Source organism: Bradyrhizobium sp. 613_E4_N2_2 (assembly GCF_052075995.1).
Lineage (GTDB): Bacteria > Pseudomonadota > Alphaproteobacteria > Rhizobiales > Xanthobacteraceae > Bradyrhizobium > Bradyrhizobium barranii.
Genome location: NZ_CP197234.1, coordinates 7,073,880 through 7,088,621 on the forward strand (window position 1 = coordinate 7,073,880; position 14,742 = coordinate 7,088,621).

The 14,742-nt window shown below is 64.1% G+C and carries 14 protein-coding genes, 1 tRNA gene and 1 pseudogene; 10 read left to right on the forward strand and 6 right to left on the reverse strand.

The features are described 5' to 3' along the window. Positions 1 to 112: 112 nt before the first annotated feature. The 4 genes and pseudogenes from AB7290_RS33490 to AB7290_RS33505 form a co-directional block, all read right to left on the reverse strand. Entirely contained in the window at positions 113 to 1,306 is a 1,194-nt protein-coding gene (locus AB7290_RS33490; protein WP_085401325.1) for an MFS transporter, read from the reverse strand. Between the two features lie 51 nt (positions 1,307 to 1,357). Further along, positions 1,358 to 1,978, reverse strand: coding sequence for a TetR/AcrR family transcriptional regulator (locus tag AB7290_RS33495; RefSeq protein WP_085401326.1), 621 nt, complete (start codon positions 1,976 to 1,978; stop codon positions 1,358 to 1,360). Positions 1,979 to 2,904: 926 nt separating this feature from the next. Beyond that, a pseudogene (locus tag AB7290_RS33500) lies at positions 2,905 to 3,109 on the reverse strand (SOS response-associated peptidase); the annotation flags it as partial. Positions 3,110 to 4,084: 975 nt separating this feature from the next. Further along, positions 4,085 to 4,246: a hypothetical protein gene (locus AB7290_RS33505; protein ID WP_161495712.1), complete on the reverse strand. Its 162-nt coding sequence runs from the start codon at positions 4,244 to 4,246 to the stop codon at positions 4,085 to 4,087. 984 nt (positions 4,247 to 5,230) lie between these two features. On the opposite strand from AB7290_RS33505, the gene AB7290_RS33510 reads away from it, so the two are divergent. Continuing rightward, on the forward strand, positions 5,231 to 5,665 hold the full coding sequence (locus tag AB7290_RS33510) for a YybH family protein (RefSeq protein WP_085398213.1): 435 nt from the start codon (positions 5,231 to 5,233) through the stop codon (positions 5,663 to 5,665). Between the two features lie 464 nt (positions 5,666 to 6,129). Then, on the forward strand, positions 6,130 to 6,309 hold the full coding sequence (locus AB7290_RS33515) for a hypothetical protein (RefSeq protein ID WP_409363863.1): 180 nt from the start codon (positions 6,130 to 6,132) through the stop codon (positions 6,307 to 6,309). A 300-nt stretch (positions 6,310 to 6,609) separates the two neighbouring features. Here AB7290_RS33515 and AB7290_RS33520 read toward each other — a convergent pair whose 3' ends face one another. After that, entirely contained in the window at positions 6,610 to 6,825 is a 216-nt protein-coding gene (locus AB7290_RS33520) for a hypothetical protein (RefSeq protein ID WP_038945415.1), read from the reverse strand. 122 nt (positions 6,826 to 6,947) lie between these two features. Here AB7290_RS33520 and AB7290_RS33525 point away from each other — a divergent pair, with 122 nt between their 5' ends. After that, entirely contained in the window at positions 6,948 to 7,274 is a 327-nt protein-coding gene (locus tag AB7290_RS33525; RefSeq protein WP_028154397.1) for a hypothetical protein, read from the forward strand. A 185-nt stretch (positions 7,275 to 7,459) separates the two neighbouring features. Here AB7290_RS33525 and AB7290_RS33530 read toward each other — a convergent pair. Continuing rightward, a tRNA-Pro gene (locus tag AB7290_RS33530) sits at positions 7,460 to 7,536 on the reverse strand. Between the two features lie 68 nt (positions 7,537 to 7,604). Between AB7290_RS33530 and AB7290_RS33535 the strand changes: the two genes are divergently transcribed. The 7 genes from AB7290_RS33535 (at position 7,605) to AB7290_RS33565 (ending at position 14,702) form a co-directional block, all read left to right on the forward strand. Continuing rightward, positions 7,605 to 8,594, forward strand: a complete 990-nt coding sequence (locus AB7290_RS33535; protein WP_161495726.1) for an L-threonylcarbamoyladenylate synthase — start codon at positions 7,605 to 7,607, stop codon at positions 8,592 to 8,594. A gap of 78 nt (positions 8,595 to 8,672) precedes the next feature. Next, complete coding sequence (locus AB7290_RS33540) at positions 8,673 to 10,100, forward strand: FAD-binding oxidoreductase (protein ID WP_085398459.1); 1,428 nt, start codon at positions 8,673 to 8,675, stop codon at positions 10,098 to 10,100. Beyond that, positions 10,097 to 10,537 carry a GNAT family acetyltransferase gene (locus AB7290_RS33545; protein WP_085398460.1) on the forward strand — a complete coding sequence of 147 codons (441 nt, stop codon included), beginning with the start codon at positions 10,097 to 10,099 and terminating at the stop codon, positions 10,535 to 10,537. The genes AB7290_RS33540 and AB7290_RS33545 overlap by 4 nt, the downstream gene beginning before the upstream one ends. Before the next feature lie 13 nt (positions 10,538 to 10,550). Beyond that, positions 10,551 to 11,132: an NUDIX domain-containing protein gene (locus tag AB7290_RS33550; RefSeq protein ID WP_085398461.1), complete on the forward strand. Its 582-nt coding sequence runs from the start codon at positions 10,551 to 10,553 to the stop codon at positions 11,130 to 11,132. A 210-nt stretch (positions 11,133 to 11,342) separates the two neighbouring features. Continuing rightward, on the forward strand, positions 11,343 to 12,302 hold the full coding sequence (locus AB7290_RS33555; protein WP_085398127.1) for an IS5 family transposase: 960 nt from the start codon (positions 11,343 to 11,345) through the stop codon (positions 12,300 to 12,302). A 240-nt stretch (positions 12,303 to 12,542) separates the two neighbouring features. Then, the gene (locus AB7290_RS33560; RefSeq protein WP_085402582.1) at positions 12,543 to 13,472 is read left to right on the forward strand and encodes a glycine reductase; all 930 of its coding nucleotides are present in this window, start codon (positions 12,543 to 12,545) and stop codon (positions 13,470 to 13,472) included. Between the two features lie 36 nt (positions 13,473 to 13,508). Further along, positions 13,509 to 14,702 (forward strand): CaiB/BaiF CoA transferase family protein, encoded by a 1,194-nt coding sequence (locus AB7290_RS33565; RefSeq protein ID WP_085402581.1) that lies wholly within the window; start codon positions 13,509 to 13,511, stop codon positions 14,700 to 14,702. The last annotated feature ends 40 nt before the right edge of the window (positions 14,703 to 14,742 follow it).

Below are 14,742 nucleotides of genomic sequence, written 5' to 3' on the forward strand. Positions count from 1 at the left end.
GCTCGCTTGCGACCAAAGTACTACAGCCGCAGGGAAACCGCGAGACGGAAATCGCACGGTGCTAGGCTACGTATCCAGGGCTTGGTAAACGGCCGCGGGCACGATCGTACCGCTACTCTGTCGCCGCATAGAGCAAGCCGGCGACGGGCAGAGCAAGGCCAATGGCCGACGCCAGCGTCCAGCCGCCTTGCGCGAAGGCCCAGGCGCCGACCGCAGAGCCGGCAGCGCCGGCGGCGAAGAACGTCGCCATATAGAGGCCGTTGAGGCGGCTGCGGTGCTCATGCCCGAGCGCGAAGATGGCGCGGAAGCCGAGCACGACGTTCCCCTGGACACCGATATCGATGGCGATCGCGGCCACGACCAGGCAGGCGAGATTCAGCATCGAGCCGGCCGCGCCGATATAAGTCACCAGGAAGCCGGCGGCCGCGAGCAGCATGGCGACCAGCGTCGCGATGCGGCTATGGCCGCGATCGGCGAGCCGTCCCGCGATCGGGGCGGCGAACACGCCGGCGACGCCGGCCAGCGCGAACAGCGCGATGCCGCGCTGGGAGAAGCCGAATTCGCTGGCGAGTTGGAGTGGCGCCACCGTCCAGAACAGGGTGAAGGCACCGAACAGGCTCGCCTGATAGAGCGCGCGGCGCCGGAGCAGCGGCGTGGTCCGGGCCAGATGCGGCATCGACAGCAGCAGCGTGCCGTAATGCATGCGCGCAACCGGCTTGCGCTTCGGCAGCGTCGTCCACAGCGCCGCCGCGAGCACGATCATCAGCGCGGCGGACATGAAGAACACCGCGTGCCATGACAGTGCTGCCGTGACGAAGCTCGACACCGGTCGCGCCAGCATGATGCCCAGCATCAATCCGGTCGAGACATTGCCGACGACGCGGCCGCGAATGGCTTCCGGCGCAAGGTGTGCCGCGTAGGGAATGATGATCTGCACGGCGACCGAGCCGAGGCCGATAAACAGCGCGGCGATCAGGAACGGCAGCGCGTGGGTGGCGAACGCGGCGGCCAGCAGCGCCGCGGCGCCGAGCGTGATGACGGAGCAGATCAGCGCGCGGTTCTCGACGAGGTCGCCGAGCGGCACGATGAAGAGAAGCCCCACGCCGTAGCCGATCTGCGTCATGGTGACGATCAGCCCGGCCGCCGCATGCGAGAGGCCGAGCGCGGCGCTGATCGGCGCGATCAGCGGCTGGGCGTAGTAGATGTTGGCGGCGACCATGCCACAGGCCGCGGCAAGCACGAAGGTCAGTCGTTGCGACACCGCATCCGGCCCGGGTGCGGTCTCGATCGTGGCATTCATCGTCATTCCAACAGACTCCAGATATCGGGAATGATCATTCCCTAATATGACACAAATTCAGGCGAGCAGTTTCATCGCGACGCCGACCAGGCGCTCGCCGTCGAGCGGCAGGCGCGCCTTGCCGACGACGCGCATTCCCTGCGTGATGCAGATCATCAGCCGCGCGGTGTCGTCGGTCGCGACATGGGCGGGAATCGAGCCATCGGCCTGGCCCTCGCGAATGAGGCCGGCGATGAAGGCCTCGTTGGTCTCGAGCTGGGCGTTGACGCGGGCGCGGACGTCCGGATCGAGCGCGGCGAGCTCGACCGCGCCGCCGACCACGATGCAGCCGCGACGGCCCTCGATCCCCTGGGAGTGCTCGACATAGGACAGCAACATATGGCGCAGTCGCTCGCGACCGTTGGCGCCGCGCGCGGCCGCGCTGCGGGTCTGCTCCCGGCGCACCACGGCATAGCGCTCGAAAGCGGCCAGGAACACGGCCTGCTTGTCGCGAAACGCCTTGTAGACGCTGCCGGTGGCAAGCCGCATGGCGGCGGTCAGGTCGCCGATCGAGGTGGCATGATAACCCCGCTCGCAAAATACGCGTACGGCGCGGTCGAGCGCAGTGTCCATGTCGAATTCCCGGGGACGGCCGGGTGGACGAGCAGCAGGCTGGGGACGGCGCGCGGCTTTTTGCATTGCGGGATAATAGGGAATGATTGTTCCCGAATCAAGGCACGTGGCTGTGAATGGGGGTGGATGGAGGGCACGCTCTCTCCCCATCGTCATTGCGAGCGTAGCGACTTGTCCGCCGAAGCTTTAGCGTAGGCGGCAAGCGGGGAATCCAGTACGCCGCGGCCTCTCGGCTCAATCACAGCCGTCTCTGGAATGCTGGATCGCCCGGTCAAGCCGGGCGACGACAGCGAGTGCTGCAGACGCACCATCGCCTTCTCGCGGCGCATCTCGCCCGAGCTTTGCTTCGTCGTTCCACCCTCGAAGCCAAGAGGGCGCAGGGAAGGCCGGGTGCTGACCTCGCACCCGCGGTCCGCTGCGCGAAAGGTAGCGCAAGGAAACCGCACAGCAGCATACAGGTGGTGCCGATCACTCGGCCTTCCCTGCGCGATGGTCGGACGGCTTATGCCGTGCTCTCCCGGGAGCCGAGTTCCTTCTGGCCTCCCTCACGCTTGCGAAAGTCACCGACACCGCGCCGGTTGACGCGACTGCCGCATTCGCAAAGCACTTGACCGTAGCAACGACGGCCAGGACCACACGGTTTTGCCGTACGCACGGCCCGCCATTTTGCCGCAGTTTTTCCAGCCCTGTCGACGGAGCCGGAAACTTACAGACGAGACGAACCTGACAGCGCCGCTCATCCGGCACGAAGCTTTGGGCTCACGGAGAGCAATCCGCCCTGCCCGCACTTTTCGCGCCCAACGCTGCCGCGTCCACCGCAACCCGGCTCGCGACAGTGACGACACAAGATCGCCCCTCTTGGTGAGCCGGGATGGGCAGCACATACGCCAATTCCGAATTTCGGTAAAGTGGAATATTCTTGCAAGCGCAGCTTGACACCGGCGCAGATCGGAATGACCCGGTGTTTTGCCCGACGGCCGGGGTCAGCGGGGCGTGACTGGCAGCACGCCTGTGCGAAGTGGCGGCGGCATGCCCCACCGCATCAACACCATCCTGCGTCTGTGTTGCGGACGACCGGCGCAGGATAGTCGGGAAACACGCCGGGCATCGGTGCGAGGTTGCCGACGTATCGGTTGGCGACGCGAAACAGTGCGGCGACGCAGCTTGGTTCGTCGCGATGCTGTAGAGGTTGCACATGCGGTTCGCGGGCTAACGCTTTTTAAAGTCCGTTAGCTTGCGCAGGTAGTAGCCTTGTCGCTGAACGGCGAGCTTAATGTTCTCACTGACGCTCGCTACTTTTTTCTTCTTATGCCATCTGCCTGACGCGTCGGGAAGCGGAATTGGCAAACCATTTCGCACAACCAACAGATCTCGCCTGGTGTTAAGATACACATCGAACATTCTAAGGCCCCCAGCCGATTGTCAGAGTATCGCGGGGAGCAGAAATAGCAAACAACTCCGCCCGGCCTACGATGGACAAGCACGCCGCTACAGATTGCGGTGGATGGCGTGCCGGCACGCCGGCACAACGGAGGCGACGTAGGACCTGTGTCGCGACTTGAGCGGCGGTCATCATGTGTCGTCATCCAGTGGCGGCTCACCTCACTTGTCGGCCATCTCCTGTTAGACCCTGGCAATCTCTGTGCGCACCTCGAACACACACGCTCGATGGCGCGCCGGGTCGCAAGATCGCTACGTCGCGCACCATGCAGGATAGATGCCATCAAAACGGTGCCAGCAATGCCGCTTTTGCCACACTTACCGGTGAGGACCTGATCTTGAAACGTAGGAGAGTACGTCATTCCGCTGACCGATCAGTCGCGAAATTATGTTGGCGAACTGAACGAGAGAAAAAATTGCGAGGAATTCCAAAATCATTTCGAAAAGCCTCCGGGTTCGAAAATTCGCTGTCGTAAAACACGCCCCAGCCCGGAGACCGCAAATCTAAAACTGTTTGTTGCGGCGTAAACGCAAAATGGAACAGTTCAACGAAGAAACAATAAATCAGTTGCCTTTCGGCAACAGCATGAGGAGATTGCAGCGTTCTCGAAAACACGCTGTCATTGCCGCGCCGTGCGCAGCATCGGCTTCACTGCGCGACGATTGCCGCCGCTCGCGCCGCAGGTATCGCAGATAAGCGACGCGGCTCTGATCGAGCGGGAAGCCGTCACCTTACCGCTGGATTACGCCTTCGGCTTCGAGCTTGCCGATGTAGGTCCGGCTGCAATCGAGGTGCTGCGCCAGCGCCGACGCGCTGACGGTCTCGGCGCTTCTGGATCGCGGTCGAGGAACAGGCTTGGCGACGGGCGCGACGGTTTCGGTCATCAGCGTCATTCCTGCTGCATCGCGGCGGGATAGCTCACTTTCGCTTCCGGCGGCAGAGCGGACCATATCCAGATTTGCTGCTGGTCGACCTTGGGCGCGATTGCGCCTAACCGGACCTTGCCATGCGGTCTTGAACTCATTCGTTGACGAGGGCGTGTATTGCCCCGTGACCCAAATCCCTTATGTTTATTCGTAGCAGTGATCGGAGCCGGCCCATGTTTCCGTTAATTGTTGCTGCAATCCTTTATCTCAGCCTCATCTCTGCGTGCGGGCACTATACTGCGAACTATGCCGAACAGAGGGGACGCTCTAGGGCCGCCTGGTTCATCTGGGGCGGATTGTTTTATCCACTCCCCTACATTGCGTTGGCACTCTTACCGCCAGTCCGCCGGGAGACGCCGGTCTAAGTCCGCCTCGCTTGGCGGCTTTTCTTGAGTGTCGCCTTTGGGCCCATCGCGTCATTTCGCTGCAAAGCGCTCGCTGCTCGCTATCGGCGCATAGCGAACGTTCCGGCGTCCCCTGCAACTGCAACCACGCATTTTCTCGCACCAGATATTCTCAATAGGTGCGGTGGCGCGGTCCCCGCGTTTCTTTTTGCCCTCTGAAGAACCCTGACGACCGATTGCGGAGGGACCGCCCATCCTTCGACGGTCGCCGCCAGCCATTGCGGACATCACGTCATCACCACGACACGGTGCGAGCCATCGACGATGCCGCGTTCGGGGCCGACATTCGCTGGCTTTCTGACCCAAAACAACCGTAGGCATGATTCCGAGAACCGTGTAACCTCCCCGCACCGTCACGCTCTTTGCTTGCCGGAAGCTGCTGCCCACAAAACGGAGAAACGCCGAACTCTCCGCTTCTCTTCAAATTGCAGCCTTGGTGCCATTGGCAGGCGCGATCTTCAGAACCAGCCATTCACAGATCACCAGCGTGCGCGTCGCATAGGCGCGCCCGACTGGCGGACACGATCAGATCAAAGAGGGCAAAGTCATGAGCAAAAGCTTATCGCTGCTGCTGGTGCTGTTGTTCGTCACTATCGGCCATGCGCGGGCGGACCCGCTCACTGAGGACATGACGAAACTCAATGCGCAATGGGATGCAGCGATCAACGATCCAAATTTCGATGCCTTGCTGCCAATGTATGCCACCGATGCCAGTCTAATCCCGCCCGGCGCACCGCCCGTTTCGGGTGCGACTGCGATACGCGACTTCTTTGCCAAAAGGGGAACGAGCGTCAGAAATCACAAGCTTGAACTTGTTGAGGTTTTGCCAATGGGGAACTACACATACGTGACCTCCCGCTTCAAAGCTTCCTTGGTCAAAGGCGAGGAAACGACCAAGCTGTCCGGAAGCACCGTTAAGCTTTACGAACACCAGTCCAACGGCGAATGGAAGGTTAAGTCCCACATTTTCGTTCGGGAATAGCCAGCCAAACATTACGAGCCGAATGAGCCGGGATGGGCTACACATACGCCATTTCCGAATTTCGGTAAAGTGGAATATTTGGCGCGATTGGGTTGACAGCAAAGCGAAACACCCGGGCATGCCACCGTCATTCCGGAGCGCGGCGAAGCGGCGAGCTATGATGCGCAATTGCGCATCTGAGATCCCATGTCGCCGCGCAACTGCGGCCCGATGGATTCCGGGCTCGATGCTGCGCATCGCCCCGGAATGACGAAGGGGAGAGTGTCACCCCTTCGGCCGCCCGGCAGGCCTTCGCCCTCAGCCGGCGCGCTGGCACTCTCCTTGCTGCTCGTCCGCCAATCCCTCAGACCCGCAGTGGGTCTGTTTCATAGTGAGGCGATCCTATGCAATCGACGTCCCGTTTCGAAGCGACCATCCCAACACAGCTCCACGTCCTGATCTCCGATCTGCGTTGGCGCACGCAGATGCTCGACGCCGACATTCTGGAGGAAGAGCGGAGGGCCGGGATCTCCGATCCAAACAATCTCGCCTACCCGATGCTCGCGCAGAACCTGAGAGCCCGGCGCGACAATCTCCAGGTGAGCATCGCGATCCTGGAAAGCCGCATTGAAAAGCGATCAACCGGGTGGCCGAGCGCCGCCTGACGCGGATCGTGCCGGGCCCGACTAGGCAACGCGACGGCATCTACAGAAGGGCGCGGGCGATGGGCGATAGCTCTGTCCGCGCCGGTCAACGCGCGGGAACCCGCGTTGCCCTTTTGCAACGGTTCCCCACCGTCTGAAGCCGGACAAAAGAAACTCCCATTCCAGCCACGAACCCCGCTCACAACGCCGTGAGACTAGCAGGGGAACTACGATGCGTGCACAGCGCGTTTGGAAAGTGAATGGGGCCGCCAGCATCGGGCAGCTCCAATCGAGACTGGATGACCTGAACAAACGTCTCGGTCAGCTCGAAAGCCAACATCCGGCGAGCTGGAGGCTCGAAGAACTGAGATCCAGCGCGCTCAGCCTGTCGCGCGAGATCGACGACATCCGCTGCGCCGAGGCGACGGCGGCCTTGAGCGAGCTCTTGCGGAAGTAGAGCGTCGGGCGATTCGAGCGACGCGCGAGGAACCAACCTTCCTCGCCGCTATTGCCATGCAGAGCATGGAGCAAGATCATGACCAGGCACCTGACGCGAGCCCATCTCGCGCGCGGGGTGGCCGGCGCGGTATCCACGCTGGTCCTGTGCGCGACGGCGGCATTCACCATCGCGCACCACTTCGCGCTGTGAGGGATTTTGCATGACATCCGATCCCGAGGAATCGGTGAGGCTGCAAGGTTTTGGTGAGATGACGTTGCGCACTGCTGTCGCGACGCTGATGGCGCTCGCGCCGCGCGAGCGATCCGACGCCGCCATCTTCCGCGTCCGCGACGGCGTGCGTTTGGCCTCGAGCGAGATCGCCGAACTTGCCTCGGACTGGGGCATGACACCGATGGCTGAAGTCAGGTCTCCAAGCCTCGTCCCGGACCAGCACTGGCCGGACATCGTCCGCGGCATGGTGCGCGAGGCGCCACTGCCGGCACTGATGGTGGCGTTCTTGGTGGGCGTGCTGGTGGCGCGGCGGTAGGCTACTGACCTACTGTCCAGCATTGGACCATCGGCCGGCGAATGTAGAGCCATGCCGCCGCGGCAGATGCCCCTGCCCGGCCAAATCGGCCGTGGACCCGCTCCGAAAATCGTTGCAAAAAGGCGCTCCCGAGGCGCTGGCGGCCGGTCCGCCAAGCCTCTGGAAAACGTCGACTTTTGGAAGAATGGTCGGAGTGGCAGGATTCGAACCTGCGACCCCTGCGTCCCGAACGCAGTGCTCTACCGGGCTGAGCCACACTCCGACAAGAAGGCGGCTTATAGCGTCGGGTTTGACGCACCGCAAGCGGCCGGCATGAGGAATTTTGTCCCTGTGAAAACGGGTCTTGAAACGCTGATTTTACCGGCCGGCGCGGCCGGCGCGGAAGCTGCCGCCCGGATTTTGGCCGCCGGCGGGCTGGTCGCGTTTCCGACCGAGACGGTCTACGGGCTCGGGGCGGACGCCGCCAATGCCACCGCGATCACCCATCTTTACGCCGCCAAGGGGCGGCCGGCCTTCAACCCGCTGATCGCCCATGTCGCCGATCTCGCCGCCGCGCGCCGGATCGGGCGTTTCGACGCGCGTGCGTTGAGGCTTGCGGAAGCGTTCTGGCCGGGGCCCCTGACGCTGGTGGTGCCGAAGACGGATGACTGTCCGGTGGCTGAGTTGGCCACCGCCGGGCTCGACACGGTCGCGATCCGCATTCCTGCCCATCCGGTGGCGGAGGCGATCCTGCGCGCCTTCGGCGGGGCCGTGGTGGCGCCGTCCGCCAACATCTCCGGCCATGTCTCGCCGACGCTGGCAGCCCATGTCGAAAGCGACCTTGCCGGGCGGATCGACCTGATCGTGGACGGCGGGCCTGTTACGGTCGGCGTCGAATCGACCATTGTCGGCTGTTTCGACGTCCCGATGCTGCTCCGCCCCGGCGGGCTGTCGCGCGAGCGGATCGAGGCCGTGCTCGGCGCGCCGCTGGCGCGGCCACCCGTAGAGGCCGAGAGCGACGACAGCCAGCCGCTGGCGCCGGGCATGCTGGCCTCGCATTACGCGCCGCGCGCCAGCGTGCGGCTCAATGCGCGCGATGTGGCAGCTGGCGAAGCGCTGCTGGCGTTCGGCCCCGATCGCCTGCCGGGCCTGGAGGCCGCCGCCGCCGTCATGAATTTGTCGCCCGCGGCTGATCTCGATGAAGCCGCCACCAATCTGTTCGGCTATCTTCGCGCCCTCGATGCGAAGAGCCCGCGAGCGATCGCGGTGATGGCGGTGCCGGAAGAAGGACTTGGCGAGGCCATCAACGACCGGCTGCGCCGGGCCGCGGTCGCCCGATAGCGCATGATCCGGAAAAGTATGCAGCGGTTTTCCGATAAGATCATGCGCAAGAGATAAGAGCGAACAAGAGACAAGAGCATGAACGTCAATAAATCTGCCACCCCGCCGCTTGCGCCAGAGCTGATCGAACAATTCCGCAAGATCGTCGGCGACCGACATGCCATCACCGACGCGGCCGACATCGAGGCCTACGTTACCGAGGAGCGCAACCTGTTTCACGGCCGCTCGCCGCTGGTCCTGCGCCCGGGCTCGACGGCGGAGGTCTCGGCGATCTGCAAGCTCGCCTCCGCGCACGGAATCGCGCTGGTGCCGCAGGGCGGCAACACTGGGCTCGTCGGCGGCCAGACGCCGCACAACGGCGAAGTGGTGGTGTCGCTGCGCCGGCTCGACAAGATCCGCGAGGTCGACACTGCCTCCAACACCATGACCTGCGAGGCCGGCGTCGTGCTCCAGGTCGCGCAGCAGAAGGCGGCCGACGTGGACCGGCTGTTTCCGCTCTCGCTCGGCGCCGAAGGAAGCTGCACCATCGGCGGCAATCTCTCGACCAATGCCGGCGGCACCGCCGCGCTCGCCTATGGTGTTGCGCGCGAGATGGCGCTGGGGCTCGAGGTGGTGCTCGCCGACGGTCGCGTGCTCAACGTGTTGTCGAAGCTGAAGAAGGACAACACCGGCTACAATCTGCACAACCTCTTCATCGGCGCGGAAGGCACGCTCGGCATCATCACCGCGACCACGCTCAAGCTGTTTCCGAAGCCGCGGGCGATCGAGACCGCCTTCGTCGGGTTGAAATCGCCGGCGGCGGCGCTGAAGCTGCTGACCATCGCGCAAGGCGAAGCCGCGAACGCGCTGACGAGCTTCGAGCTGCTGTCGGAGATGGCGGTCGACTTCTCGGTCCGCCACGGCATCGACGTGCGCGACCCGCTCGAAGCAAAACATCCCTGGTACGTGCTGATGGAATTGTCCTCGCCCGGCGACGATGCCCGCACGCCGCTGGAGACGATCCTGACCCGCGCCATGGAAGACGAGATCGTCGACGACGCCGTGATCGCGGCCAACCTCACCCAGCGCAACGGCTTCTGGAAGCTGCGCGAGGAGATGTCGTCGGCGCAGAAGCCGGAGGGCGGCTCGATCAAGCATGACATCTCCGTTCCGGTCGCCGCCGTGCCCGCCTTCATCGACGAAGCCAATGCCGCCGTCGTGAAACTGATCCCCGGCGCACGGCCGGTGCCGTTCGGCCATCTCGGCGACGGCAATCTGCACTACAATGTCAGCGAGCCCATCGGCGCCAACACCGCGGATTACCTGGCGCGCTGGCACGAGATGAACGCGGTCGTGTTCGAGATCGTGCTGCGCATGGGCGGCTCGATCTCGGCCGAGCACGGCATCGGCGTGCTCAAGCGCGACGAGTTGCCCGAGGTGAAGGACAAGACCGCGATCGAGCTGATGCGGTCGATCAAGGCGATGCTCGACCCGCTCGGCATCATGAATCCGGGGAAGGTGCTGTGAGCGTCTCACTTACGATCGATGCGATCACCGACGCCGATGTCGAGCCCCTCGTCGCGCTGTGGCAGCGCTGCGGCCTGACGCGCCCTTGGAACGATCCGCATGCCGACATCGCGCTGGCGCGGCGGCGCGACAATTCCACCGTGCTGATCGGCCGCGATGGCGGCGCGATCGTCGCCACCGCCATGGTCGGCCATGACGGCCATCGCGGCTGGGTCTATTACGTCGCGGTCGATCCCGATGGGCGCAAACGCGGTTATGGCCGCGTCATCATGGTCGCGGCCGAGGACTGGCTGCGGCAGGCCGGCATTTTGAAGCTGCAACTGCTGGTCCGCCGCGAGAACGCGCAAGCCAATGCGTTCTACCAGTCGCTGGGTTTCGAGGAATCGACCTCGGTGATGTTCCAGAAGTGGCTCGACGGCCGCGCTTCCACAACGTAGCTGGAAAACAGCAATGACCATTTCCGACCGCGTCCGCATCAAGGACGTCCGCGTGCTCTCGGACGGCTGGACCACGCTGAAGACCACGACGTTCGAGTACCAGCGCGCCAATGGCGAGTGGCAGACGCAGCACCGGGAAACCTATGAGCGCGACAACGCCGCCGCCGTGCTGCCGTATAACCGCGCACGGCGTACGGTGATCCTGGTGCGCCAGTTCCGCCTGCCGGCCTTTATCCGCGGCTACGACGATCTCCTGATCGAAGCGGCCGCCGGCGTGCTGGACGATGCCTCCCCCGAGGTGCGCATCCGCGCCGAGGCCGAGGAGGAGACCGGCTATCGCCTGCACCACGTCCACAAGGTGTTCGAGGCCTTCATGAGCCCCGGCGCCATCACCGAGAAGCTGCATTTCTTCGTCGCCGAATACGAGCCGGAGATGCGGGTCAGCGACGGCGGCGGCCTCGAGCACGAGGGCGAGGACATCGAGGTGCTGGAGCTCTCGATCGACGAGGCCTTGGCGATGATCGCGGATGGACGCATCATCGACGCCAAGGCGATCATGCTGCTGCAATACGCGGCGCTGCATATTTTCAGGTGAGTTACGCTTTCTTCCTTCTCCCCCTGTGGGAGAAGGTGGCGCGAAGCGCCGGATGAGGGGTATGCGTCCGCAAATTCAGAAAAAGCGGGCTCGCGGAAAGATACCCCTCACCCGTCTCGCCGCTCCGCGGCGAGCCACCCTCTCCCACAAGGGGCCTGTTGCGTAATTCGTCAATTGTGATTCCCTAGGGCAAAGCCTTGGAGGGTAGCGATGGCGGTCAAGCGGACGGGACAGCCGAGCTTTGTGGAAGCGCTGATGCCGAAGGGAGCCGGCGCCAATGCGGCGCTGGATCGGCTGGCTGGCCTGGTCAAGTGGTACCGGTTCGAGAAGCTGATCGGCCATTTGCGGGATGAAGGGGGGCCCGGTCGACCAGGCTATCCGGTGCTGGTGCTGTTTCGTGCTGTGCTGTTGCAGTCGCTGTATGGTCTTTCGGAGCGCGAACTCGAGGAAGCGCTGGGCGACCGGTTGTCGTTCAAGCGCTTCGTCGGTTTGAGCCTTGAGGATGCGACGCCCGACCACACGGTCCTGAACCGCTTCCGGAACCAGCTCGTTGAACAAGGCCTGCTGGAGAAGCTGTTTGGCGAACTGGATCGTCAGCTTGAGAATGCCGGCGTGATCCTCAAGCGCGGCACGATGCTGGATGCGACCTTGATCCAGGCAGTCTCGGCTCCGCCCAAGGAGGATCGCCCCTCAAACGATCCTGATGCCCGGTTTGCCAAACGGCAGGGCAAAAGCGGCTCGACCTTCGGCTACAAGGCCCATGTCGGTGTCGACGAAGGATCCGGCTTGATCCGCGCGGTGTTGACCACACCCGCTAACGTCAACGATACGACACCGGCGGACGCTTTGATCCGCGGCGATGAAGCCGTGGTCTGGGCCGATGCGGCTTACGACACCCATGCCCGACGGGCCCGGCTGAAGGCGGAAGGCAAGAAGCCCCGCATCGCTCGTCGGCCCAACAGACATCACCCGGAACTGCCGCCCAGGCTCAAACGCTACAACCTCCTCATCGCGCGTCGACGAGCCCAGGTCGAGACCACCTTCGCTACTCTCAAACGCCGCATGCGGCTGACCTGCATCCGCTACGTCGGTCTGATCAAGGCGACCGGGCAAGTCCTGCTCGCCTCGATCGCCTTCAACATGAGGCGGTGGGCCACGATCGCCGCGTGAGCTGCCCGCTCAGGGCGACAACTACAGATCTTGCCAGGCAATTGCCGGGACCAGGGCACTCGCTCCTGACGTCTTCAGCCTCAAGAGCCGATAACGCAACAGGCCCACAAGGGGAGAGGGGAAGACAGCGCAATCGGCTCCACTAAGCCTGCAATTCTGCCCTGCGCCGCCCCGCCCCGGTTGAGCTACCCCAAAACTATCTCTAGTCTGGTCCCAACCAAGAACCAGGAGACGCGCCCCATGTCCGCTTCGCGCGACGACGAATTCGGCTTTGCGCCCGACTATGACTCCCCCGTCCCCTATATGCAGCGCACGCGCGAATATTACACCGCGATCGGCTACACCACGCCATATCGCTGGGCGCATTACACCGAGGCGCCGTTCCAGCCGCTGAAAAAACCGCTGGCGCAATCGCGCGTGACGATCATCACCACGGCCGCGCCTTACGATCCCACCAAGGGCGACCAGGGCCCGGGCGCGGCGTATAATGGCGGGGCGAAATTCTACCAGGTCTATGACGGCGACACCTCGAAGCAGCACGATCTGCGCATCTCGCACATCGGCTACGACCGCAAGCACACCACGGCGACCGACAACGGCACCTGGTTTCCGTTGCCGCAGCTCTTGAAGGCATCTGCCGCAGGCCGCATCGGCGAGGTGAGCCAGCGTTTCTTCGGCGCGCCGACCAACCGGAGCCATCGCGTCACGCTCGACACCGACGCGCCGGAAATCCTGGCGCGCTGCCTCGCTGACAAGGTCGATGTCGCCGTGCTGGTGCCGAACTGCCCGGTCTGCCATCAGACCACCGCACTGGTGGCGCGGCATCTCGAGGCCAACGGCATTCCGACCGTGGTGATGGGCTGCGCCAAGGACATCATCGAGCATGCCGCCGTGCCGCGCTTCTTGTTCTCGGACTTCCCGCTCGGCAATTCGGCGGGCAAGCCGCACGACGTCGCCTCGCAGGCGCAAACACTCGAGCTCGCGCTGACGCTGCTGGAAAGCGCGAGCGGGCCGCAGACCACGATGCAGTCGCCGCTGCGCTGGAGCGAGGACGCGTCCTGGAAGCTCGACTACAACAATGTCGCGCAGCTCTCGCCCGAAGAGCTGGCGCGCCGCCGCGCCGAATTCGACAAGCAGAAGGAGATCGCGCGCGGCAACCGCGCCGCCTGACGTCCTCCGACAACAACAAACAATGGGGAGAGCGACGTGACGCGACCGTTCGAGGGCGTGAAGATTCTCGACTTCACGCAAGTGCTGGCCGGCCCCTATGCGAGCTACCAGCTCGCGCTGCTGGGGGCAGATGTCATCAAGGTCGAGCGGCGCGAGGGCGAGGACATGCGCCGCACGCCGCTCAGCCGCGAATGGGCCGAGCGCGGACTGGCGCCGGCGTTCCAGGCCATCAACGGCAACAAGCGCAGCCTGACGCTCGATTTGCAAAAGCCCGATGCGATCGCGATCGTGAAGAAGCTCGTGATGCAAGTCGACGTCGTCATGGAGAACTTTCGCCCGGGCGTGATGGACAAGCTCGGGATCGGCTATGAGGCGCTGTCGGCGATCAATCCAAAACTGATCTATTGCGCCGTGTCCGGCTTCGGCCAGACCGGCCCGGACCGCCTGCGGCCCGGCTATGACGGCAAGATGCAGGCGCTGTCGGGCATCATGGCGATCACGGGCCATCCCGAGACGGGGCCGACGCGCGCGGGCTTTGCGGTGTGCGACGTGCTCTCGGGCGCCACGGCCGCATTCGGCGTGTCGAGCGCGCTGTATCAGCGCGACCGCACCGGCAAGGGACAGCTCATTGACGTCTCGATGCTGGAGGCAACGATGGCGTTTCTCTCGGGGCAGATCGCGGACTGGTCGGTCGCCGGCCATCGCCAGCAGCTGTCGGGTAACCAGGCGGTGAGCCGTCGGACCACGGCAAATCTGTTCAAATGCGGCGACGGCCACATCCTGCTCGCCGTCAACAACGAGAAGCAGTACCGCGCGCTGATGTCCGCGCTCGGCCGCGAGGACACGCTGTCGGACCCGCGCTTCACCGACTGGTTCGCGCGCAACGAGAACGAGAGCGCATTGCGCGCCATCATCGAGGAGGCGCTGGCGGCCAGGCCTGCGCGCGAGTGGGAGACAATCCTGGAAGATGCCGGCGCGCCCTGCGCCAGCATCTGGAAGGTCGAGGAGGTCATCGATCATCCGCAAATCCAGGCCCGCGGCGCGATCCAGGAGCTGGATACGCCCTACGGCCGCCTGCGCTTTGCCGGCAGCGGCTTCAAGCTCGCCCATGGCGGCGGCCGGCTGGACCGGATGGCGCCGGAATTGGGTGCGGATACGGATGCTGTGCTGGGCGAGCTGGGATTTGATGCAGCGGAGATCGCGGCGCTCAGGGCAAAAGAGATCGTGTAGATCGCGTAGGGTGGGCAAAGGCGCAACGCGCCGTGCCCAC

What these genes read in the sequence shown, in the direction of transcription:
- AB7290_RS33550 (WP_085398461.1), top strand. Translation starts at nt 10,551, where the DNA reads ATGACCATTTCCGACCGCGTCCGCATCAAGGACGTCCGCGTGCTCTCG.
- AB7290_RS33540 (WP_085398459.1), top strand. Translation starts at nt 8,673, where the DNA reads ATGAACGTCAATAAATCTGCCACCCCGCCGCTTGCGCCAGAGCTGATC.
- AB7290_RS33560 (WP_085402582.1), top strand. Translation starts at nt 12,543, where the DNA reads ATGTCCGCTTCGCGCGACGACGAATTCGGCTTTGCGCCCGACTATGAC.
- AB7290_RS33555 (WP_085398127.1), top strand. Translation starts at nt 11,343, where the DNA reads ATGGCGGTCAAGCGGACGGGACAGCCGAGCTTTGTGGAAGCGCTGATG.
- AB7290_RS33515 (WP_409363863.1), top strand. Translation starts at nt 6,130, where the DNA reads ATGCTCGACGCCGACATTCTGGAGGAAGAGCGGAGGGCCGGGATCTCC.
- AB7290_RS33505 (WP_161495712.1), bottom strand. Translation starts at nt 4,246, where the DNA reads ATGACGCTGATGACCGAAACCGTCGCGCCCGTCGCCAAGCCTGTTCCT.
- AB7290_RS33495 (WP_085401326.1), bottom strand. Translation starts at nt 1,978, where the DNA reads ATGCAAAAAGCCGCGCGCCGTCCCCAGCCTGCTGCTCGTCCACCCGGC.
- AB7290_RS33510 (WP_085398213.1), top strand. Translation starts at nt 5,231, where the DNA reads ATGAGCAAAAGCTTATCGCTGCTGCTGGTGCTGTTGTTCGTCACTATC.
- AB7290_RS33520 (WP_038945415.1), bottom strand. Translation starts at nt 6,825, where the DNA reads ATGATCTTGCTCCATGCTCTGCATGGCAATAGCGGCGAGGAAGGTTGG.
- AB7290_RS33525 (WP_028154397.1), top strand. Translation starts at nt 6,948, where the DNA reads ATGACATCCGATCCCGAGGAATCGGTGAGGCTGCAAGGTTTTGGTGAG.
- AB7290_RS33490 (WP_085401325.1), bottom strand. Translation starts at nt 1,306, where the DNA reads ATGACGATGAATGCCACGATCGAGACCGCACCCGGGCCGGATGCGGTG.